The 22,325-nt window shown below is 62.4% G+C and carries 19 protein-coding genes and 1 tRNA gene; 7 read left to right on the top strand and 13 right to left on the bottom strand.

Annotated features, from left to right (window positions below):
* Nucleotides 1-25: 25 nt before the first annotated feature.
* The gene (locus tag NTV05_15235) at nucleotides 26-682 is read right to left on the bottom strand and encodes a LysE family transporter (protein ID MCX6545753.1); all 657 of its coding nucleotides are present in this window, start codon (nucleotides 680-682) and stop codon (nucleotides 26-28) included.
* A gap of 40 nt (nucleotides 683-722) precedes the next feature.
* Complete coding sequence (locus NTV05_15230; GenBank protein MCX6545752.1) at nucleotides 723-2,033, bottom strand: glycosyltransferase family 9 protein; 1,311 nt, start codon at nucleotides 2,031-2,033, stop codon at nucleotides 723-725.
* 386 nt (nucleotides 2,034-2,419) lie between these two features.
* On the opposite strand from NTV05_15230, the gene NTV05_15225 reads away from it, so the two are divergent.
* Nucleotides 2,420-3,538 (top strand): DUF1028 domain-containing protein, encoded by a 1,119-nt coding sequence (locus tag NTV05_15225; protein ID MCX6545751.1) that lies wholly within the window; start codon nucleotides 2,420-2,422, stop codon nucleotides 3,536-3,538.
* A 68-nt stretch (nucleotides 3,539-3,606) separates the two neighbouring features.
* Here NTV05_15225 and NTV05_15220 read toward each other — a convergent pair whose 3' ends face one another.
* The 8 genes from NTV05_15220 to NTV05_15185 form a co-directional block, all read right to left on the bottom strand.
* Complete coding sequence (locus NTV05_15220) at nucleotides 3,607-4,893, bottom strand: iron-containing alcohol dehydrogenase (GenBank protein MCX6545750.1); 1,287 nt, start codon at nucleotides 4,891-4,893, stop codon at nucleotides 3,607-3,609.
* A gap of 791 nt (nucleotides 4,894-5,684) precedes the next feature.
* The gene (locus tag NTV05_15215) at nucleotides 5,685-6,065 is read right to left on the bottom strand and encodes a PIN domain-containing protein (protein MCX6545749.1); all 381 of its coding nucleotides are present in this window, start codon (nucleotides 6,063-6,065) and stop codon (nucleotides 5,685-5,687) included.
* Entirely contained in the window at nucleotides 6,052-6,315 is a 264-nt protein-coding gene (locus NTV05_15210; GenBank protein MCX6545748.1) for an AbrB/MazE/SpoVT family DNA-binding domain-containing protein, read from the bottom strand. The genes NTV05_15215 and NTV05_15210 overlap by 14 nt, the downstream gene beginning before the upstream one ends.
* A gap of 432 nt (nucleotides 6,316-6,747) precedes the next feature.
* A complete protein-coding gene (locus NTV05_15205) occupies nucleotides 6,748-7,479 on the bottom strand; it encodes a hypothetical protein (protein MCX6545747.1) in 732 nt (243 codons plus the stop codon).
* 679 nt (nucleotides 7,480-8,158) lie between these two features.
* Entirely contained in the window at nucleotides 8,159-8,494 is a 336-nt protein-coding gene (locus tag NTV05_15200; GenBank protein ID MCX6545746.1) for a DUF86 domain-containing protein, read from the bottom strand.
* Entirely contained in the window at nucleotides 8,475-8,792 is a 318-nt protein-coding gene (locus tag NTV05_15195) for a nucleotidyltransferase family protein (GenBank protein MCX6545745.1), read from the bottom strand. The genes NTV05_15200 and NTV05_15195 overlap by 20 nt, the downstream gene beginning before the upstream one ends.
* A gap of 1,236 nt (nucleotides 8,793-10,028) precedes the next feature.
* On the bottom strand, nucleotides 10,029-11,072 hold the full coding sequence (locus NTV05_15190) for a hypothetical protein (protein ID MCX6545744.1): 1,044 nt from the start codon (nucleotides 11,070-11,072) through the stop codon (nucleotides 10,029-10,031).
* Nucleotides 11,056-13,224: a DNA methylase gene (locus tag NTV05_15185; GenBank protein ID MCX6545743.1), complete on the bottom strand. Its 2,169-nt coding sequence runs from the start codon at nucleotides 13,222-13,224 to the stop codon at nucleotides 11,056-11,058. Before NTV05_15185 ends, NTV05_15190 begins: the two co-directional genes overlap by 17 nt.
* A 156-nt stretch (nucleotides 13,225-13,380) precedes the next feature.
* Here NTV05_15185 and lexA point away from each other — a divergent pair, with 156 nt between their 5' ends.
* The 6 genes from lexA to NTV05_15155 all read left to right on the top strand — a co-directional run bounded on the left by lexA (nucleotide 13,381) and on the right by NTV05_15155 (nucleotide 19,991).
* Nucleotides 13,381-14,040: a transcriptional repressor LexA gene (gene lexA, locus NTV05_15180; GenBank protein ID MCX6545742.1), complete on the top strand. Its 660-nt coding sequence runs from the start codon at nucleotides 13,381-13,383 to the stop codon at nucleotides 14,038-14,040.
* Nucleotides 14,041-15,219, top strand: coding sequence for a hypothetical protein (locus NTV05_15175; protein ID MCX6545741.1), 1,179 nt, complete (start codon nucleotides 14,041-14,043; stop codon nucleotides 15,217-15,219).
* On the top strand, nucleotides 15,140-17,578 hold the full coding sequence (locus NTV05_15170) for a Mov34/MPN/PAD-1 family protein (protein MCX6545740.1): 2,439 nt from the start codon (nucleotides 15,140-15,142) through the stop codon (nucleotides 17,576-17,578). Before NTV05_15175 ends, NTV05_15170 begins: the two co-directional genes overlap by 80 nt.
* On the top strand, nucleotides 17,575-18,294 hold the full coding sequence (locus NTV05_15165) for a hypothetical protein (GenBank protein MCX6545739.1): 720 nt from the start codon (nucleotides 17,575-17,577) through the stop codon (nucleotides 18,292-18,294). The genes NTV05_15170 and NTV05_15165 overlap by 4 nt, the downstream gene beginning before the upstream one ends.
* Before the next feature lie 923 nt (nucleotides 18,295-19,217).
* Entirely contained in the window at nucleotides 19,218-19,367 is a 150-nt protein-coding gene (locus tag NTV05_15160; protein ID MCX6545738.1) for a hypothetical protein, read from the top strand.
* Between the two features lie 294 nt (nucleotides 19,368-19,661).
* Nucleotides 19,662-19,991: a hypothetical protein gene (locus NTV05_15155; protein MCX6545737.1), complete on the top strand. Its 330-nt coding sequence runs from the start codon at nucleotides 19,662-19,664 to the stop codon at nucleotides 19,989-19,991.
* A 219-nt stretch (nucleotides 19,992-20,210) separates the two neighbouring features.
* On the opposite strand, the gene NTV05_15150 is transcribed toward NTV05_15155, so the two are convergent.
* The 3 genes from NTV05_15150 to tadA all read right to left on the bottom strand — a co-directional run bounded on the left by NTV05_15150 (nucleotide 20,211) and on the right by tadA (nucleotide 21,964).
* Complete coding sequence (locus NTV05_15150) at nucleotides 20,211-21,107, bottom strand: site-specific integrase (GenBank protein ID MCX6545736.1); 897 nt, start codon at nucleotides 21,105-21,107, stop codon at nucleotides 20,211-20,213.
* A gap of 273 nt (nucleotides 21,108-21,380) precedes the next feature.
* Nucleotides 21,381-21,471 (bottom strand) — tRNA-Ser (locus NTV05_15145).
* 19 nt (nucleotides 21,472-21,490) lie between these two features.
* Complete coding sequence (gene tadA, locus NTV05_15140) at nucleotides 21,491-21,964, bottom strand: tRNA adenosine(34) deaminase TadA (protein ID MCX6545735.1); 474 nt, start codon at nucleotides 21,962-21,964, stop codon at nucleotides 21,491-21,493.
* Nucleotides 21,965-22,325 lie beyond the last annotated feature (361 nt).

Below are 22,325 nucleotides of genomic sequence, written 5' to 3'. Positions count from 1 at the left end.
CACACGCTCGAATGATCCAGCTTCGTCAACCGCCTTGTCTCGCGAGCCATATTCTTACGCAGCCGAGGAGGAACAGCGAAGACAGTCCGATCAGGATGAATCCGAGCCAATAGTAGGTTCGTCTCAACGCGCTGACGGGAATGAACCGCTTGAGCCGGCTCAAGACGAATGCCAGGCCGACCAGGTAGCTCATCAGCCCCAGGCCGCCGGCCGCCACGAACATCGCCGACTGTCCGGGCGTGAACACCGTGACAACGCCCAGTTGTTCCGCGATGCCCTTCCCAATCAGCCACGTGATGATCATCTGGGGATTGGAGACGGCCAGAACGAATCCGACGACGTAGGACAGATGCTTCCTGCGCAGCATCGGGTGGCTGACGTCGAGTTGATGAAGCGTCCTGCTCTGCCTGAAGCTGAAGCAGGCCAGCGCCAGCAGCACCACCCCTCCCGCCAGATAGAACCACGCCATGATGCCCGGCCTGGACAGGAAAGGAGCGATTCCGAAGAACGCCACACAGCCGTACATCACGTCTGAACTGGCCGAACCCATGGCGACCGCGACGGCGGCCCACGGATGCCCGCCCAGAGCGCGCCGCGCCACCTCGACCTGAGAACCGCCCAGGGGAATGGCGCTCACAAACCCCAACGTGAACGCCAGGAGGAACAGGAGCATCAGAGTCATGGTGGCGTGACTGCGTTGCCGTTGGTCGATCGTCCGGGCATCAGGCGTGACGTAACGTCGAAATCTCGGCTCGGATCCTCGAGCCGATGGCGTCGATGTCCGTCACCTCGAAGCAGCGGACAGTCTGGCAGGTCTTGTAGAGCTTGTTCAAGCACGTGATGTTCCGGCACGGACTGCCGGCAACGTAGGTGTGCGACGGCGCATCCTGATTGGCGGGCAGAAAACCGGGAAGAGCCGAATCGTATCCCGACATCCGAGCCGGCGTGGCGCCGAAGATACCGTGAATGGCCGTCCGGTTGCGGAACGTGCGGGATCCGGATCTCGACACCTTTCGGGCGGCTCCGAGGTGCAGGGGGCCTGTGTCAGCAGACACGAATGCGTCGGCCCGATCGATCAATGCCGACCAGGCGTCCAGAGGCATCGTTGGCGGGATGATGTGGATGTGGCGCTGCTGCGCGGCCGGGAGGGCGTCCCTGAGCCGGACACCAATATTCGCTTCGGAATGCCCCGCGGCCATCAGAATGGGCACCGCGAGCGCTGACAGTTGTTTCAGCAACCCCACCTGTTCATCAAACGGCACCCGCGTATAGGGGGAGGCAGCGTCCGGATTCAGCATGACCAATGGAGCGTTCCCGGCGATCCCGGCGCCTCGAAGGAAGCCTTCAGCCTGGTCGACTGCGGCATCGGACAGATGGATTGAAACGCCCGTGAATGGCACGTCCCGTTTGGGCCGGAACAACGACGACAGCAGTTCACGAACGAAGCTGTGTGCCTGATAGAGAAAATGATTGGGAGCGACCGGGTGGAACTCGTTGTGAACCAGGACCGAGGCATGGCTCAGAAAATGGATGACGGCCAGATCGGGCGGGAACAGGTCCGAACCATCGAAGAACGGACTGAAATTGAAACAGATGTCGTAGGCTCCTTGAGCAATGCATTCGCGAACGCCCTGGCGGTCACGGTCCGACGGCAGCGGAGAGCCGGTGTAGAGGGGCACGACGCGCGTGATGTCAGGATTGCCCTCGATGAGGCTGAAGATGCCCTTCATCGTGACATAGTCGATTTCGGCGTCCGGAAGAAAGTCGCGCAGAGCCGACACCGGGGCCTGCATCATCACGGCATCGCCGATGTGGATGTCGGCGAGGACGAGGATGCGCCTGAATTCACGCACGTTCTTCAGAAGCCTCAGATTGTGTCGACGGGCATGCCAGGTCAGCAGGGGGCTTCCGATCAAAGGAACCAGGGTCGAATCGAGAATCGTGGCGCCCAGACGAGGGAAACGGGTCGTGAGCACGCTGGAAAGGCCGAAGAACCTCTTCTGAAACCGTTCCCCGAACAGCGGGTTGTCCATCGTGTTTGCTCAGGCGCGATCGCGCGCACAAAGAACCGGCCGTCGCAGCACGTCCTCGCGCTGCCGCACGGGATGAATCGGGGCCCGGGTCCGAGGTTCGTCCGTCAAGCGCACCAATGTACATGATCTGTCTGGAGTCATGCCACGGGAAAGGGACAGCTGGACAGAGAGCGCCGCGGGGCGCATTGCAGATGCGCTCGACGTTCGGAATCCGCGGAGGCTGAGAGACTCGGACTTCAGTCGGCTGGTGATAGGATCGCCGCGGCCCGACTGGTGGCCCGCGCCGGCTCTCGCCAGGACCCTGCGGATGATCGAAACCCGGCCGGATCAGGTGCGCACAACGGCCTCGTTGGCACAAGCGACGGTCACGACTCGGAGGAGGCAACATGAAAGAGAGCGGCCGGATTCTCGCCATTCTTGTCGGCATGACTCTGCTGTGCTCCTGCGGCTCGCCGGAAAAGAACGTCGAGCAGCAGCCTGTTGTTCCGGCGGCCACCGCTCAGTCGACGGCGCCGCCCGCAGCGACAGCCGTCGTGGCGACCCTCGCGCAGACGCCTGTGCGGCCCCGGGGCGCGACGGGGCCGCTGGCGCACACCTTCTCGATCGTGGCTCGCGACCCCGCGACGGGCGATCTTGGTGTAGCCGTCCAGTCACACTGGTTCTCGGTCGGCTCCATCGTCACGTGGGCCGAAGCGGGAGTCGGGGCCGTCGCCACGCAGTCGTTTGTCGAGCCCGCCTACGGGCCGCGGGGACTCGATTTGATCCGCAAGGGCGCACCGGCGCCCGATGCGCTGAAGCGGCTGGTGGCCGAAGACGCGCAGCGTGAGGTGCGGCAGGTGGCGATGATCGACACGCAGGGGCGCGTGGCGGCGCACACCGGCAAGCTGGCCATTGCGGCCGCCGGCCACAAGGTCGGCGCGCAGTACTCGGTGCAGGCCAACCTGATGGCCAACGACAAGGTGTGGCCAGCCATGTCGGCGGCGTACGAAAGCGCGAAGGGCGATCTCGCCGATCGGCTGCTGGCTGCGCTGGAGGCGGGTCAGCGAGTCGGCGGCGACATCCGCGGCAGGCAGTCGGCCGCCATCCTGGTGGTGAAGGCAAAGTCATCCGGCAAGCCGTGGGCGGGCGCCGACCGGCTGTTCGATCTCCGCGTGGAGGATCATCCCGATCCGATTACCGAACTGCGAAGGCTGGTGCGGCTGCAGCGCGCGTATGCCCACGCGAACCGCGGCGACGAGCTCGTGGCTGACAAGAAGATCGAGGCCGCGCTCAAGGAGTACGCCGAGGCCGGGCGCCTCGCGCCGGAGATCCTCGAGTTGCCGTTCTGGCAGGCGGTCACCATGGCGTCGATCGGGCGGATCGCCGAGGCCGAGCCGATCTTCCGCCGCGTCTTTGCGAAGGAGCCCTACTGGGCGGATCTGGTGCCGCGGCTTCCGGCGGCCGGGCAGTTGCCAGACGACAAGGCCCTCATCGCGCGCATCGTCGCGTTGAGGCCGACGCGCTGACGAGCCTGAGTCCGAACGAGAGTGGCGGCGCGTCCCGTCCGACCGCCGTCGCTCCCACGTCGGGGCGTCTACCACAACACCATCGACTCTTCGAACAACTTCGCGAGATCGTCGGCTGCAGCGGGGCGTGGCGACAACCCGAGCAGTCGCTGCTGTGCGAGTGTCCCGTCGACCAACGCTGGCAGGTCAGACAGTGAGTAACCGACCGCCTTCAAGCCGCGCGGCATCCTCAACGTCTGCATGAAGTGCATGACACGATCTGACAGAACAGGCCCTGCGTCAGCCGGACTCGCGTGAGAAATGTCGGCTCCCAGTGCTTTCGCCGCGAGTAAGTGACGCTGCGGCGACGTTGGGGCTGTGAATCGAGCCACCGCCGGCGTCTGCAGGATCACGGACATTCCATGCGGCACAAGCGGATGTCTCGTCGCGTACCCATCCGGCCGGAATCCACGGACCATTCCGGCCACCGGATACGCCATCGCGTGGGGCAGGTGCACTCCGGCGTTTCCAAATCCGATGCCGGCCATCGACGCCGCGAGGATCATCTGCATTCGAGCGTCAACGTCATTCGCGTCTGCCACCGCTCGAGGAAGAAATTCGGCAACGATCTCCAGCGCTCGCATGGCCCAGACGTCGCTCATCGGATTCGCGCCTTGATACGCCGCCCGCATCGAAGGCCGCGGCGGACGCAGGCGTTGGTCGTACGGCAACGCCGTGACACTCTCCAGAGCATGACTGAGCACATCCAATCCTGCACTGGCTGCCACTGCCGCGGGTTGAGTGTGCGTGTTGTCCCAGTCGACAATCCCCATGGTGGGCCGCATGAACTTCGACGCAATGCCGGTCTTCACCCGCAGTGGCGTGTAGTCGAAGACCGCCACGCCGGTCGTCTCGCTGCCTGTTCCGGCGGTCGTTGGAATGGCAATCAGCGGCTTCAGGGGGCCCGGCACCGCCCGCTGCCTGCCGATCGACGGATTCACGTAGTCGAGGAAGTCCGCCGGATACGTCGCATATACGTTCGCCGCTTTGGCTGTATCGATGGTGCTGCCCCCACCGACGGCCACGATGGCATCGAACCGACCTTCCGTCGCGAACGCCGACGCCGCCATGAAGCTCGCGTCAGTCGGCTCCACTTCCACGCCGTCAAACACGTCGAACTCCAACCGGCTGTCCTCCAGCGACTGCTGCACGATCGCGCCAGTCGGCAGTGACCTCAGCGCCGGGTCAATCACGACCAACACGCGCTCGGCCCCGAGATCGACCAGGTCCATGCCGACCTCGTGCGTGATCCCGCGTCCGAAGCGGCAGTTCGAGGCCATGATGTGAAATGCGGTGTCGTTTGCAGATTGACTCATGACGGCTCCGATGGCCTGGTGCGTCGGGGCAGCGGTTCCCCGGTCCTGGCAAATCTACAGGATCTGGCGGACTTCGCGACGAAAACGGTCTTGAGTCGGCGCTGGCTCGCCCTCACCACACGTGGCTCTACGAACCAACGACCGATCTGGCGGCGCTCGGTGCCGCCTGCGCATTCGGCCTCGCACGAAATCACCCGTACAACGACGGGAACAGACGCGTCGCGCTCGTGGTCATGCTGACGTTCCTGGCGATTAATGGTCAAGACATTGAAGCCGACGAGGATGATGTCCTGACCAACATGCTCGATCTTGCTGCCGGTCGACTCACGGAGCCGGAGGTTGCCGCCTGGCTTCGCTCCAGAATCGTCCCGATGAAATGGCCGCCTTCGAGCGGACCGCCCAAGGTCTGGCGCTCACCCGCGGCGGCTCTCGTCTCGCGCGGCCGTCTCGTGTGGAAACCGAACCGACGTGCCCAAGAGTCCAAGAAGACGTACTTATCGCGTACGCGAGAGCGCGCGCTTCAGGCCCACGAATCCAGTCCAGGGTAAACGGCGCCCGCCATGCGGTAACCCTGTACGCGCACGCAACGCAGCTCTCGAACGGGCGGGCCTCAGAGTTCGCCACGACCCGCCTGGCCTTTCCCACGTGACGACCGATCCGATTCGTGGTTCCGTCGTTCGTCGTCTCTGTCTTTGATCTCACTCAACGTTACGAATGAGCCGCGCGCCTTTGCGACCCTGGGCGCGTCGACCCCATTCGATTGTTGGACCGCCGTCGAAGATTTCCGTCGCTCACAGCTTTGCGGCCCCGTCGACCTTGCTGAGATTCCGATCGAACGTGCCAAGCGGCAGATGTCCCGCCTTTCGCGCGAGTTCGACGAGGAGACAGTCGGAAAACCCCAGCGCGGGTCGCCGCCGAAATGTCTCAAGTGCCGCCGCCACCGCCTCCGGCTCCTGCAGCGTGAGGCACTGATGGTTCAGCAGCATGTCGACCGCCCGAGCGACGTGGTCCGCGTCGCGGTCGTAGACGGTGGCCAGCACCCACGTGGCTTCGGCCAGGGCCAGCACCGATACCCAGGCGCCGGGTTGTACGAACGCGTCGGCAACCGCCACTTGCTTCGGCTTGTCCCGCGTCAGCAGCCGCACGAGAACGTTCGTATCAACCGCGCGCATGGCGTACCCGGGCGTGCTGCCGGATGCCTTCCTTCAGTTCGCTCAGCGCTCGTGGTGGCGGGATCTGTTGCCCGAAGAGCGCCCGGTGAATTTCCACCGAAGTGTACCGCCCAGACCGCCGGACCACGACCGCGTTCCCCTCTTCGTTCCATTCCAACAGGGAACCCGGCCCGACACCAAGTTTGCGGCGCACCTCGGCAGGTACCGACACCTGACCTTGAGCCGTCACTCGTGATCGTGCGATTGGCATAGGCGATACATTACCACGGTAATGCGTTGATTGACAAGTGGCCGGGCGGCGTTTCTTGTCTGTCCCTTCCAGAAACTCCACCGCCAGCAACGACTCCGGAGTCGGTTTGCCATCGCTGCTGAACTTGATTCGGGCCGAGAGCGCCATCGTGTTCACCACGGGCTGTTAGCGATGAGGTCGACCCAGTCCACCCCGACGCCACTCGGCGCGTTCAGGTCGATCCCCCAACGCGCCACCAAGACACGCTTCGCGTAGCCACGTGCCGGTGTCACTTCTTCCGTCGACGACTCCGACCAAGTAGTCCCAGCAGCGTCCAAGCGACAACTCCGGTGTCGCCACCTCGCGAGCCACCAGCGCCGACCCGCGCAACTCGGCTGTCTCAGAACCCTCCCGCGGCGCGAAGGTGATGTACGTGGTGATCGTTCCCTCCTTCTACTTGCCGCAGACTGTCGCCTTGATAGTCGCCACGACCCGGTCCGAGGCCACGCCTTCCTGAAGGGCCTTGACGGCGTCAGGCCCAATGGCGCGGGCAATGGGGTCAGCCGAGAGGAGGTCGAGGCTCCACCGGGTGGACCGCTGAACCGTCAATCCGAAACTCCCCTCGGTCTGGTCTGCGAAGATGATGTAGCGGCTGCCTTCCTCGAGCGCGGGGAAGCGGCTGTGCCTGGCCGTGACCAGCTTTCCCTTCACCATGACGGCGCCGCCGGGCCGTACATAGCTTGTCGTGCCTCCGGACGCCTTGGGGTCACCTCTGAGCACCGCGTCGACTCGAATCGTGTAGTCGCTCAGGATGAACTGAGCGTTCTGCGTCAAGAATGACTGCCGGTCGATCGCGGTTCCCACTGAGACGACCTGCGCCGCACAGGTCGATTGTCGAACCTGCTCCTCCCAGGTGCCGGGACCGCCGGCCTCAATTACAGAACTGCGCTCGTCCTGAATTGCGCGATCCCACTGTGCCGTGAGGATGTCCGGCCTACCAGCCGCGCGGGCTCGACCGACGCTGGCCAGCGTGTGAGCCAGCGACCGTTCCTGCGCCTGCCTCTTCAGTGCAACGTTCTGGCGCTCATCCGCGCCCTGCTGGTCCGCCCTCACCGAGGCGAGCGGGAGGACGGGCCCGACGCCCAGGACCAGGAGTGCGACTGCGACTGCAAGACGATGGTGCATTCGTTCCTCCTTCCTTGTAGTTGCTGACCAGATACGCCTGCAGACAGCAGCCCACGGGGGCCACGCGCCCTGGCGCAGGCGCGATGCAAAGACCCCGTACAGCCGATGGCGGAAGCCGGCATCCGGCGTGCGGTCCGACGGTCAACCGGGGTGTTCGATGGGCGTGCATGGCGGACGAATCGCGCGTGGCGTTCGCCCACGATGCGAACAGATGAGAACCCGCACTCAGGGCCGACACGCACCGCCGAATCTTGGGGAGTCAATCTCTCCCGACGCCGGGCGTCAACTGGAGACATCGCTGTGACTGGACCAACAAGGCGCCTGCACCGCCTGTTGTTCTCAAGGGCATTCTCACTGCGGCTGGAACGGGAGTCAAACGTTTGTGGCTGCCGATGGAAGAATGTGTGCAAAGCGCGCGCTTCAGGCCCGCAAGTCCAAGCCCAGGGTGAACAGCGCACGCCATGCGCCAACCCAGGGCGCACAGGCAGCGCATGTCTCGAACGGGCGGGCCTCAGCGTTCGCTACTGCCCGCTTCACCTTGCCCGGGTGACGACCGATCCGATCCGTGATTCGATCGTTCGTCGTCTTTGTCGTTGTCCTTGATCTCGCCCAACGATCAGCACTGAACCGCAGTGCAAACACTCAGGAACACATTCGCGCTGTCGACTCCAGCCCGTGGTTAGGCCTTGAGGATGGATGCTAACTGGTTCCGCAATTCGGGGACGCGCGTCTGAACCACGTCCCATACCAATTCGAAGTCGACGCCGAAGTAGTCGTGAATCAGTCTGTCCCGCATACCGGCCATGGCGCGCCACTCAACTGTTGGGTGCGTCGCCCGAAAGTCCTCCGGAACCTTCTTCGCGGCCTCGCCGAAGATCTCAAGACTCCGAACAAACGCCCGACGCAGAGTCTCGTCGACCACGAAGGCCTCGAATGACAAGTTTGCGCTCCGGTCGATCAGGTATTCGGCTTCGACGAGAATGTGCCGAAGATAATCAAGCGGCTCGAAGGACATCTTGCGCTTCCGTCAAGATTCGAGGGCCGAGAAACGGGGAGAGCGCCTCGGTTGTCACAAGCTCGACGGGCCGCCCCAGATGCGCCTCAAGGAGTTCGGCAAGGGCCAGAAACCGGTTGTACGATTTCGCCCCCGGTGCGAACTGGACCAGGAGATCCACGTCGCTTTGAGCGTGAGTCTGGCCCCGCAGGACGGATCCAAACAGCGCGAGCCTGGCCACGCCCAAGGCGCGAATCTCCCGCTCGCATGCCGCTAGCCGTTCAAGTGCCTGCTCGCGGTTGAGAACCGGCGATTGCATGGCTACAGCCTATCCGCAGTCGGCACTTGGATCCAAATGACTGAGAGACGCAGACAGGGTGACTTCCGCACCGTGCGAACAATGAGGCGTACCTCCGGCAGCGACGCGGCGCGGAGGGGGGATTTGTCCGCCTTCGCGCCGTTGCGCTTTGGCGGGACAGCCTTCGCCTGTCCTGGGCTTGCCCAGCCGAAGCTCGCTCAAGGTGGATGGCAAGCCGAGGGCGAGCGAAGGCTGGCGGAGAGGGGGGGATTCGAACTCTCGCCGCAATTGCCGCAACTCATTGAAATATAACGACATAAACGACTTAGCCCGGATCCGCCAGAACCGCTAGAACGGCTCAAACCGCTCAAATACCACCGGACGAGTACGTATCGAGTACGCGAGAATCGGCGCTTCAGGCCCACGTGAGCGGCGACAATTAGCTGCCGACAAGTAATTGACGCCGCGCACCACGAATCCAGTCCAGGGCGTACCGCCGGCGGAATACGAGGCGCGCTATTATGAGCACGCCAAGGTGGCCTGACTCACATAACTCGCTCTCCCAGATTCCCGGTACGATTCACACCCTATCGTCGTTCACAAGCCATTCAAGAACGCAAGAACGCGTCGGAGCGCGAGAGACGCCAGCCAACGTTCGCGTCGGCCCCTGGGCGTATCCGTCCAACATTCTCTCAATATTGTGCGCCGGGCCTCGACCGCGCTTTGGAGCTGCTCGACCGCTCGCCCCGACAACTTGAATCGCGTGCCCCGACGTTCATCGACCAGGTACATTCCCGTATGGTCCTCCTGGTCGGTCTCTCGGCGTCTCAACACCAGCACACCGCTCAGCGGCTGCCGCTCCTGACTGCGATCCGCCGAAACGTGCCCGGTGGTGGCACATGTCGCGTCTAGCTCGTCGTTCATTCCAGCACAGGCATGCGAAATGTGGGCCAAGCAGGGATGATAATTACTGCGCCGGTTTCAAGGACTGTGCTCTGTGCCGTGCGCAGTTTCTGCCATTCGTAGGGGTTGCGAAGTTGGCAGTTCCTGCCTCAGGAGCACGCTGTGCGCGACGGAAGCCCGTTCACCACTCACGACAATCGCTGAGAGCGATCCTGAAAGCCTCCGAACTCAAATCGACCAGCCACGTTGCGCAGAATCCCGACTGAAGCCCGGACCAGATCGGTCAGCGCCAGAAGCAGCTCGCCGGTCTCCCGCTCATCCTATGGCCGATCAACGGGTAGCTCGATAGCGCTATTACGGGATCGGTAGGAACTCCTTGAGCCGTGTGTGTTGAATCAACTGGTCCAAGGTCGCGAGCGTGAACACTTTGCCCTGAGTCTTCATTAGCATGCGGCGCATATCTTCACGACGCACGCCAAAACCTCGTCCGTCGATGCAGGCCACAACCTCGAAGCCCGGTTGACCGGCCCGGATTCGTTCGTCTCGAATGGTGGCGAGCTTTTCGATCCGTGTCACCTTATCGCGAGCCGTGCCGTCGTCCCCGGTGATCTTCGCTTCAATCACGACGGTCGGATCGAACTCGGTAGGGATTAGGAAGTCCGGCGTTTGTTCGAACCCAGGGATCCGCTCCGCGCGTTTGGTCTTCCGAGTGGTGATCTTCGCGCGGTGCAACCGTTCTTCGATAGCGCTCTCCATCACGTCGCCGACCAATTCAGACACTGAGTCTCGATGGCTCGCAAACGGTCGGCCGAGGTAGCGCTCGTACAAGAGCACCGCATACGGCACGTGCTCCATCGCCGCGTGGCGCAGGGAAATCAAACCCTCCATCGTGTCCATCTTCGCGAGGCGATGAACCGTGTCGGCCGCCCCTGCTGGGGCGCCGCGCCCGACGTAGTCGACGGCGACAGATACCAGGGCTTCCGCGCGAGTCAACGCGAGATTATTTCGCGGGCGGGCCAGACACGCGAAATAGTCACGTTCATGCCGACACCGGACGTCCAGATCGCGAACCGCTCCCTGGGGCACGGCTACGTCGCGTTCGGTGCGGGCGAGGTCCGCCCACTCCGGTGAAGAGAGCCCAAGCATGGTCCGGAGCACCAGGAATGCCACGGCATCGACTCGTAAGGCCGCCCATATTGTCTCGACAGTGAACGTGTCGAACGCGTTCGTCTGCTGCTTCAGCGTCTCGTACGCCGCCTGGAAGTCGCGATATTCGACGAAGTGCGGTCCTCGTGGCAGGACAAGGAACTGCGATTGCAGGTCGGCAAACGTTGCATCGACCAATTCGTCGAGGTGGCTCAGGAGTTCATCGGGGTTGAGCTCAAACGGCCTTGGCAATCCGGGCCTCTTTTCCGTGGGGCTGGGATGTCGCGAGTTGGCCAACCAACCGCAGAATGTGATGTTCGATGCTCTGATCGCGCGTGAGCAAGAGAAGGGTCTCTCGGGCCCGGGCGAGCCGTTCGACGAGTGGAGCGTCCGGATTCCAAACCGGGTGGAGGCGATTCACCGCGACCCTCGCCAGATGGCCGGCGGCTAGGCACCGCAAGTCACCTTCACTGAGACGTGGCATCTCCGGTTGGAGCAGTTCGAGATCATGGGCCAAGCATACTGCCACGTTGGCGCTTGAGCGGCGGCTGCCGTTATCCCGGCACACGAAGACCGAGTCCAGCACGGACGAGCCGGTGCCGGCGATATGCAATGAGGCGCTCATCTCGGCGGCGGCGGGGAGCGTGGCCGTGCAGTCGAGGCCGGCGTCGAGGATGGCGACGACAAGCGGGGCGTAGACAGCTGGCACGTTGTGGTGATAGGTGAACACAAACGGGGCGCCGGGTTTCAGCGCAGCCGCGTAGTGGCGGAAAACCGCGGAGAGCCCGACGGTAAAGTGATCGAGCCCTCGGCCCAGAGTCGTGTTGCCCGTCAACTCCTCGGACGTCCGGGTCGTGGTCTTCCGGAACGCGGCGAAGTCATCTTGCAGGCCGAGCCGGAGCCAGACATAGCAGAAGTCCATCAGTTCTGCGTACTGGACGTTGTCGAAGTAGGGCGGATCCGTGAATACCCCATCGAGCGAATTGGGGGCGAGCACCGGCTGCGTCGCCGGTCCGGCGACCAACCAGGCTTCCCGGCGATCGGGCGCAGGCGGTTGGTCGACCAGATCAGCGCCGATTCGCTCACCCTCGATCCGTACGGTTTCCTTCCGGCCGCCGTTCTGCCGTGTCTCGAACGGCGTCGTGCAATATCGCTTCGCGCGAAGGTACTTCTCAACGAAGTGGCGGAAGGAGCCGGATCCGACGGCGGGAATTCCCAGCAAGTTGTTCTCGCATTGCACCAAGCCGACGGGGAAGCCATGCACGCTAAAAATGTCCTGGCACTTCAAGGCGTACGTGTCGTAACGGCAAAGCATGTTCTGGTAGCGCAAGCAATCGGAGAAGACCGTGAGGAGGGCGTGTCTCACGGACGCGTCCGGCACTTGCCGAACCCGATCCAATAGCGTTCCCAAGCCTAGCAGTTGCCGCGCGTTGAACATGTCGCGGTAGAAGCGATAGCCCCAGCGGTGCAGCCGCGCCGTCTCATCCCCGTTCGGGATGGCATCGGTCGGAATGGTGAGCGAAGGGCTAGCGGCCAGCAGCTTGGACGCCTTCCGTACCCGAGCCAAATCGCGCGGATCGGGTGCCTTGAAGAAGCGGCCCTGGTGGTTGGGCTTGCACCGCTCGCAGAAATACTCCAGTGCCCAGAGGCGGTGGGCAGGAGGCTGCGACAGCAGTCGAGGCTGAGGATACCTGTACCCTTGGCCGCATTGCCGACATTCGATCTGCTGGCGCTGCGCTGGCCCCTCCACCGAGACCGACGCCCGGCAGGAGCTACACCGGGCAGGGCGCTTCTGGGTTGGTTGCTCGTCGTACTCGTTCAACGCCCCACATTCGGCGCAGACGACGACGTGCCGAGGATGACGTTCTGCCTCCGCGAGCAGGTAGCCCGGGAAGAGATCGTTCGCCGTTCCGCAAGCAGGGCAACTCTCCGTCTTTACCCAAAGGAAGTACTTGACGTCCGCGCTCTTACCGCAATCGAGGCACCGCGTGCGGTAGAGGTCTGCCAGTTGCCGCTCCGTGTCAACGACCACAATCGCAGCGGCGGCCTCGAAGGCCTCGAGGTCAAGCGGCGACAGCGACTGGCGCACGATCCAGTGCGCCATCGGATTCACATCCGCGCCGATCACGCTGAAGCCCAGGCGATTCGCTTCGACAACCGGTGTACCACCGCCCATGAAGGGATCGGCGATCACGCCCTGCAGTTGGTGTGTCCGCCAATAGCTCGTGTCGAGGGGCTCGCGTCCGTTGAATTCGGCGAGGAGGAGGTTGCGGAAGATCGTGCCAGGGCGCCGCGCAAACCACTTGTGGATACCGATGATCGGTCGGTAGTTCTGTTGGATCTGCTTCTCTTTGAGCGCCAACGCGGTGGCGAACGCCGCGTCGAAGTGCTGTTCCAGACTCACGTGTCCGCCTGCTCTCAGTGATCTGAGGTTCGGAAGTTCGTGACTATAGCATACGGCTCCGAGCCCGCTTCCCGCCAGGACACCGTCAAGATGTTGACATTCCCCCGTGGCGGCGTAAAATAAGGGACATGTATGTGACAGAATCCTAACACAATTATGGGACGCAAACGTCAATTCACGACAGAGCAGGTCCTCGGCGCGATCCAGCGCTGGGTGGTAGAGCACGGCATGTCCCCCACGGTGGAAGAGTTGCGCGTACGGCTCAAAGTCGGTTCGGCCCGGACCGTGCTGCGCTATTTGGAATGGCTGGAAGCGGACGGTGCCATCGAGCGGCGCTCCGGGGCCCGCGGCGTCCGGCTACTGAGGACGTCCCCCGCCGGCATCGAGACCAAGGCCGTGCCGCTGGTGGGCCAAGTGCCTGCCGGCCCGCTCATGGCAGCGGAGGAAAACCTCGAGGGCTGGATCCGCCTGCCGAAATCGTTTCTCCGGCCGGAAAGCAGCCGGTTCTTTCTGCTGCGCGTGCGTGGCGACTCCATGAACCGCGCCAAGGTCGGCCGGGACACGATCGAGAACGGCGACCTTGTGCTGGTCCGTCAGCAGGCGACGGCCGCGCCACGCGACATTGTGGTGGGCCTCATTGATGGCGAGGCAACCGTCAAACGGTTCTCTCCCGCGGATGGATACGGCGTCCTGAAACCTGAGAGTTCCAATCCCATCCACCGGCCGATCGTTGTCGGAGACGACTTCCGCGTGCTGGGCGTGGTAGATCGTGTGCTGAAGAAAGGGTCGGAAATCCTAGATCTGATCGAGGAATAAATGACTAACAACAAAGACGACTTCGAGATGCCGGCGAAGGGATTTGTGTTCTGGCCGGTCGGAACTGGTGACAGCACCACGATCGTGGTGAAGGACGACATCGACATGCAGGTGGATCTGCATCATTTGACCTGCGCAGAAGATGACGATGACCCCCATGCACCGATTCTCGATCCGTTGGTAGAACATCTGCCACGTCGAAACGACAAGCCGTATCTCTCGGTGTTTGTGCTGACCCATCCGGACGAAGACCACTGTCTGGGATTCACTGACCTCCTCAAGCGTGCCCAGATCGGTGAACTGTGGTTCTCCCCCCGAGTGTTTCGCGAGTTCAAGACAGACCTCTGCGACGATGCCAAAGCGTTTCAGAAGGAGGCGAAGCGGCGCGTCAAGAAGATGATCGATGCTGATGGACAGGTCGCGTCCGGCGATCGCCTACAACTCATCGGATACGACGATTTGTTGCAAGAAGACGAGTACAAGGGGTTTCCCCTGAAACACTTGACGGTCCCCGGTAACACGATCACCGAACTCGACGGCGAGGAATGCGCAGATGTGTTTCGTGCATTCGTCCATGCGCCCTTCAAGGACGACTCGGATGGCGAACGTAACGACACGAGCATCGCTCTCCAGGTGGTTCTGCGCAGCGGGAAGACAGAATGCTCGGCGTTGCTCCTCGGAGATCATCGCTATCCGACCATCAGGCGCATCTTCAAACGGAGCAAGTCAGTCGACCTCGCATGGAACGTGATGCTGGCTGCCCATCACTGCTCGAAATCGGTCATGTACTGGCAGGATGAAGGCGAGAAGGAGGAATCGCTGAAGCAGGCGCTCCTCGATGACCTGGAGAAAGCCGAGTTGAGCCCCGGCTACATCGTGGCCAGTTCAGAACCAATTCCATCGAGCAACGAGGATGGCGACAACCCACCGCACGGGAAGGCCAAGGCCCGCTACGAAGAAATCGTCAAGGATGCCTTTATCTGCACACAAGAACACCCAGACACCAGGAAACCAGTCCCAGTAGTCTTCCAGTTCGCGAAGGACGGTCTGTCCCTGCCCGAATCTGGAGCGGCCAAGAGCGCCGACATCCAGAAACCGATTGCCGCAGCTGTTACAGTCGCTCGAGGCACGCAGGAGCCCCCAAAAGAAAGAGTGGGCTTCGGCCGACGACATGACTGAAGGGCAGGAACTGGCTCTCGAGCAATTGCGAGAGGTCGCGAGGTTCGGCGCCCGAGATCTGGAGGTTGTCGAACTCAAGCCTGATGAGCCAACCACCAACGTATTACGTGTCGATTTGTCTCTCCGAACCGGCCACTTGGCCCGCGCAGAGGACGGTCTGCCGCTTCGCGACCGCGAACGAGTTCTGATCGACATTCCCCCAGATTTTCCGTTCGAGCGCCCAACCGTCGAGACGAGACATTCGAGATTCGCGGGCTTTCCGCACGTGCAGTTCAGCCGACACCTCTGCCTGTACCAGGCACCTGGCGTCGAATGGAATCCGTCCGACGGGTTCTTCGGCTTTTTGACTCGGCTCGAGGAGTGGTTGGCACAGGGGGCCGCGAATCAGCTTGATCCAGTGGGGGGGCCACTTCACCCGCCGGCAATCTACCCGACGCATCCCCAACTAGTAATCCCGAGGATGGACGCGCCTGCCGTAGGCGCTGATCATTGGTATGGTCTTGCACGGCTGTCGGTCGTATCCGACCGCCGCCTCGATATCGTCGGCTGGCTGCCAGCATTTGGGCAAGAAGTGGTGCCACCGGTCGGCGCAGCGGTTCTATTGGCATCGACGATGCCCTGGGAGTTCCCGCGATCGGTGAGGGAGCTGGTCACGCATCTCGAGGCACTAGGCGTGGAGCGCGGTCGCCTTCTTTTCGCGCTGCAAGTCGCTGTGATTCGGAACCCTGAAGACGCGCCGTTGTACGTCGTAATCGGTGCGCCCATGCGTGGCATTCGTGGAGGCGAGCTACGCCAGCACTTGAGCGTCTGGTTCATCGAGCCGATGATGGCGAAGGCTCTCCGTCTTGCCGTCGAGAAGTACTCTCAACATGAACGGCTTCAAGAGATCGGGGCGGAAGTTGAGGCCATTATTTGGGACTGGGCCGAGCGTGTGAAGGTGAGTTGGTGCAATGTTCGAGAGGACCGACCAGAGATCGTGACGAGACGGGACCATAGTTCACCGATGGCGTTCTTTCGGAACAAGACCGTCGCATTGTGGGGATGCGGTGCTCTGGGCAGCCACGTCGCCGAGCATCTTGTTCGGGCTGGTGTTCGCAGGCTAGTGTTGCGGGACAGCGGAGTTGTCGCGCCGGGGTTGCTGGTCAGGCAGCAGTTCGACGATGCCGACGTTGGCAAGAGCAAGGCCGGGTCGCTCGCTCTTCGACTCAAACGAATTCGCGGGGAAGTTGACGTCGAGGTGGAACTGGACGACCTGGTGACTGGATTGCTGTCGGCGGAGAGCTGGGACGATGACGTTGATGTCATCATCGAATCGACTGGCTCACAGTCGGTCCTCAAGAAGCTTGAGCGGCGATGGGCATCGGCGTCCGATAAACGACCTGCTGTCGCTTCCTTGGTAGTCGGTCCCGCCGCCGAGCGGGCACTCGCAGTAGTCGCGCGCGCCGGGCAGCACTCGGGTGGCCCTCTGGATGTAACTCGACGGGCGAAGTTGGCCGCCTGTGCGGACGAATCGCTCCTGCGTTTTCGGCGAGAATTCTGGCCAGACACCGGGAAGTCGAAGGGGCTGTTTCAACCGGAGCCCGGCTGCTCTGACCCCACATTCGTCGGTTCGTCGGCCGATCTCGCGGAACTCGCCGGAGCCATGACGAATCTGGTGGCCCGCGATGCGTCCTCCACGGACCCGGCACACGCGCACTTCATTCTCCGTCACGACCTCGACACTGAACCGAGTGAGCGAGTCGCCGCGCACTTCACTTGGACGGCAGAGAGAACCGTGCAGGATGGCCTACGGGGCTACCACGTTCGCATCAGCGACAATGCTTGGGCCAGCATCCTCTCCGTCATAGAAGAAGGTCGTCGGAGGAGAGGTCCGCGCGTTGAGACTGGCGGGTTACTGTTGGGGGAGCGAGATGACGCGTCGCGCGTTGTATGGATCACAGACGCCACGGAGCCCCCGCCGGACAGTCGGGCTACCCGATCTGGATTCGTGTGCGGGACGAAGGGTTGCCACGAAACGGACGCCAAACGGAGAGCCGAGACGCTGAACGGAGTCCACTTTGTTGGCATGTGGCACACGCACCCTGGCGCTCCACCAGAGCCGAGCAGTATCGATCTGGAGGGCATGGCACGTCTCGTGTCGTCTTTCGATCCGCCGATCGCCCAAGCACTGCTGGTGATCGTCGGCCACACGCCGGCCAACCCGACTCCCGCTGCGTACCTCTTCAGGCGTGACGACTTCTGGGGAACGCCTTCGGCTTCTTACTTGACACGACGAGCTACGAGCCGCTCCTGGGACTGGCTGGTACAGACCCTGCGTGCCTTGCTGTCCGGTTCACGTTCACGAACGAATCACTCATGAAAACCAATTCACTGCTAGACCCATACGTCAGACGAGCGCGGCTGCAGCCAGCGTTATTGGTGGCCCTGCCCGTTGCACTAGCTGTCTTGGCTTGGTTTCCGACCGACGCGCTTGTTGCCGGCGCTTTGTGGAGTTTCATCGTATGGTCAGGTGGAACGGCTCTGATTGCACAGGTGGCGCGCGACCGGGGGAAGGCGAAGGAGCCGGAACTCTTCGCCAAATGGGGTGGAAGACCGACGGCACGGCTCCTGCGTCACAACGATTCTGCCAACCCCGTAATGGTCGAACACCGGCACCGAAAGCTGGCCCTCGTCCTGCCGAATGTTCACATGCCATCTCGAGACGAGGAGATGGCTAATCCGAAAGCGGCGGACGCCGTCTACGACGCCTGCACGGTCTACTTGCTCGAGAAGACCAGATCTCGGGATGCCTTTCCGCTTGTGTTCGAAGCTAACTGCGACTATGGATTCCGTCGGAACTTCTGGGGGATGAAACCGCTTGGGCTGACGCTTGCCTTCTTGGCTGCTGCAGCAATCGGCCTACTCCTCTATCGTGACGTCGCTACCGACGATTCCATAAGGCCCGTGCCAGTTGCTTCGGCGGTCGTTGCTGCAGCTCTCGTCGTTGGCTGGCTTGGCCTTTTCAAGCCCAACTGGGTCAAGACTACTGCTGATGCGTTTGCCGAACGGCTGCTTGCAGCTCTTGAGAATCTATAGATCGGCATAGTGCACCCACCTGGAGCCGCTGGCCGGCGCCGCAGATGCTGGCACCTTTCTGGCAGTAGCCTTCGTGCGTAAACTAGTCTCCGCACTAATGGGCCATCGACGCCCGTGCCACCCGTCGGCGGTCCTGCGCGGGCTGATCCTTGCGCGGCGACAATTAGATCTGCCGCCGGCAATAGTAATTGACGCCGCGCAATCCTCGTCAACCCGGCATTCGTACCCGAGGCGCTAGGTCTCCTCTCCTTGAAAGGATCTTTCCGTTCGGACTGTTCCAGAACGTAAAGAATCCGTGATCTCCGCCGGCGTGAACGCTGGCGTTGCGTAGCTCCGGAGCGTTGGCCCACGCATACTTCGGCCGTGAATTGTTCGGGTTTCACGGTGCTTGGGCATGCCGAACCGGCGTCGGCAGGCGTACCTGTCACGGTTCTTGCCTGATGTTCTGGGCAGGAGCCGACACCCGATGAGACCTCGCAGGCACGCCACTGATCACCTTCCGCAGACCTCGCGATCGGGTTGGGTGAGCGGCGGCCCGCACGCCACCACGTCGTTCGACGCGGAGATGGAGATAGACATCGGCCTAGACAGCGATCCTGGATCCACCCTTCTACCTGGATGTCTATCCATCCGGCCCGGTCGGCAGAGCGCCCCGTCGTCGCAAGTCCCATTCCGCCACGTGTTTCCAGGGAGGCGGCGTTCGTCTGCCGCCGTGGCTCCGACCGACGCCAGGATGGGGGCGAGGGAGGGAGCGACCCCCCTGTTGGGCGGCCTGATCCGCCCGGGCTGCGCCACGGGCCGGCTCTCTTTCGGGGGTCGCTCCCTCCCTCGCCCCACCCGTCAGGCGTCAGATTCTGCTTGCCCAATCCACGAACTGGTCCGCCGCGGCATCCGGGTTTTCTGCAAGCAAGAAGGACATCACCATGCCGGTCATCGCATGGCAACACAAGCACGCTCGCGAAGCCGCCAACGTCCGGCTGGACGTCCGGATCTTCTGCTTGCTGAAGGGCAACACAAAATTCGTGGCCCGGCCTGCGATGAAGAGCGGGATTGGTACCGCACGGTGGCACTGATCGGTCGCGCCGGACCCGATCGGAGGGCCATCGTCGTTGCTACCGATCGCAGGCCGTGGCGTGGAGCGGGATCGGTACCGCACGGTGACGTTGATCGATCGCGGCGGCTCCGTGCTGACGGCTCACGACCACGAGCATCAACGGCCTGTGGAAGCTGCCAGAACTGTGGAAGCCGACGAACAATCCGGCTGTCGGCTCCCACAAGTTCTTTGCAAAACGTCCGACAGTGGAACGTTTTGCACAAGCTCCCACAGGCCATCACCCTAGACTGGTAATCTCCGGACGCAGTGTCCCATGCCGATTGTGACGACTGATCCCGCGCAGTGCACTGAGCGAGTCGATCGCGACCTGATCGGCCGAGCGCGCCCAGAGCGCTCTGCTCGGCCGCTTCTGGATTTCCGAGAACCGACCGGCTTTGTCCGCTATCCCTACTACACAATCCGCGAGGTCACGCGCATCCTGTGCATCAGTGACGATCTGGTTCGGAGCCTGTTCCGGAACGGCAAGCACGGGCAAGTCCTGGAGATCTGCAATGCCAAGCCTGGGCGGCGGACGTATCGCACCCTCTTGATCCCGTACTCGACGCTGATCGTGTTCATTCGCCGCTTCAGTAAAGAGAGGTAGCTGGTCTTCAAGAAATCTGTGGCCTTTCAGATGATTCCAAGACGGCTCCGTCCGCGGCGATGCTTGAGAAAGCGGGGACTTCCCGCTTGCGCAAGTGTCGACGCGAGTCGGTTGGCGCGTCTCTTGGCCACACTCATAGACGCCGTCTGCGGCGCTATCGGAAGGTGGGCCAGGCGCGGCCATGGCCGACGCGTTACGGCTGTATGGCTGGCAGGGCAATCACGCGGAAGATGCCGCCGATCGCCACGCCTTTCGCACCGCAACTTCAAGCTGGTGTTGTCGCGCCTTGACCCATGGGGCGTAGTGCCGCTCGGTAATCCTCATGGAACTATGGCCAAGGAGCATCGAGACCTGCTCAATCGGGACACCGGCGAGAAGCAGTTCCACGGCGAACGTGTCGCGGAAGCGATGAGAATGAGCGCCGGGCACCCCGCTCAGATCGAAAACACTGGACAGGTACCGCTCCCAGTTCGACGTGATGGTACGAACCGTGCCCCGTCCTGTCTGCCAGAAGAAATATTCACTGCCATTCTTCAGCTTTTCCAGCGCATCGACCACGAGCTTTGGGATGGGCACGTAGACTGGTGTTCCCGTCTTCGCCTGGTAGAGCAGAATCTTGTTCGCCTGTAATCGGTCTCTCTTGAGCGTCGCCGTGTCACCGATTCGTAGTCCTGAGTAGCGCATCGTGAGCACAAAGGCCCGCATGCGGTCCTTGTCGCCGCGGTACTTGCCACAGGCCCCCAAGATCTTCTTCATCTCGCCTGCGGTAAACGGCAGTGTGGGAACATCCGCCACCTTCGGCAGTTTGAGGGCGAGCGCAGGATTATCGTTGATCCAACGACTGTCACGGCAGAAGCGAAGGAAGGCGCGGAGGCGTTCGAGGTTCTTCGATGCGTAAACGGGACCGTCCTTCCAGGTGTTTCGGAATGCGCGGACGTTGTCGATATCGAGTCGCTTCAAGAGACGCAGTCCGCGCGTGTCGCACCACGCCAGAAGGCGGCGTTGCAGGAAGCTCTCGTATTTCCGAATCGATTCCCAACCGAGATGCCGAGCTCTCGCATCGGCGAGGAACTTGTCCACGGCTTCGGCGATCGGCGGCGCCTCCACCTTCACCATGCCGATTTCGCCCGCGGCGGTCCATCCCGCGACCAGGTCCGAGGCCGCTTCCCAAGAAGTCAGGTCCAGCGACCGCCGGATCTTCTCGCCGCGGAGACTCCCACTGATCCAAATCGGACACTGGCAGCGGCGGTATCTTCTGGAGCGGTATGGGCACTCGATCAGGTGGCGGCGATAGAGATTGAGCACAAGGAGAGTATAGCCGAAGGGTACGTATTGAGTACGCGGCCCTGCGCAGGAATTATAAATGCTTTATTTACAGTAGTTTAAGGATGGCGGAGAGGGGGGGATTCGAACCCCCGTGCCGCTTACGCGACAAGACGCTTTCGAGGCGCCCCCGTTACGACCACTTCGGTACCTCTCCGATTGAGAACGACCCAGTATTATACCTTGTGGCGGCGGAGCTTGAAGAACGCCTGGATGATCGCGCGGCAGTCGGCCTCGAGCACGCCATCAATCACGGTCAGTCGGTGATTGAGCGCCGGGTGCTCGTGCGCCCGCATCGTCGACACCACGGCGCCGGCCTTCGGCTCGGCCGCTCCGAACACGAGCGTCCCGACGCGCGCATGCACGATGGCGCCCACGCACATCAGGCACGGCTCAATGGTGACGTAGAGCGTTGTGTCGATCAGGCGGTAATTGCCCGTGGTGGCTGCGGCGTCCCGCAGCGCGATGATCTCGGCATGGGCCGTCGGATCGATCCGGCCGATGGGCTGGTTGAAACCGCGCCCGATGATCTGGTCGCCAAGCGTGACAACCGCCCCGATTGGCACCTCTCCGGCATCGAAGCCCCTCCTGGCTTCCTCGAGCGCCGCCCGCATGAAGACATCCTGATCAACCATGTCCCAGCGGACCATTCTACCCTTCGACCCGAGCCGGGTTGGGTACGATTCGATCGATTGCGACGCTCTGAGGCAAGCGCCAGGCAGAATGCGTTGTCCAGCGCCTGATGCGAGCTCATGATCGGTGACAGATGACAGTGGCCGCGAGGCGATATCAGCCGAATGAGCCCGGATCACGCCGGAAATTGAGATGGCCAGCTGGCACGGGAACTGCAAAGAAACAGCGCAGACAGGCGCAGCCGTTTCGGAACCCATAGTAAGTGATCCCTGAGAAACAGCAGGCGGGGTCGACGCCGGTGCGCTGACGGGGCAGCTGGCCCGGGCGGCGCTATTGTCGCATTCGGAAGAAAGGGCTTGACTTTATGGGAGTCTGTGT

Source organism: Acidobacteriota bacterium (assembly GCA_026393755.1).
Classification (GTDB): Bacteria; Acidobacteriota; Vicinamibacteria; order Vicinamibacterales; family JAKQTR01; genus JBAXOX01.
Note: the sequence above shows the minus strand (reverse complement) of the source record. Positions and strands in the feature narration are given on the sequence as shown.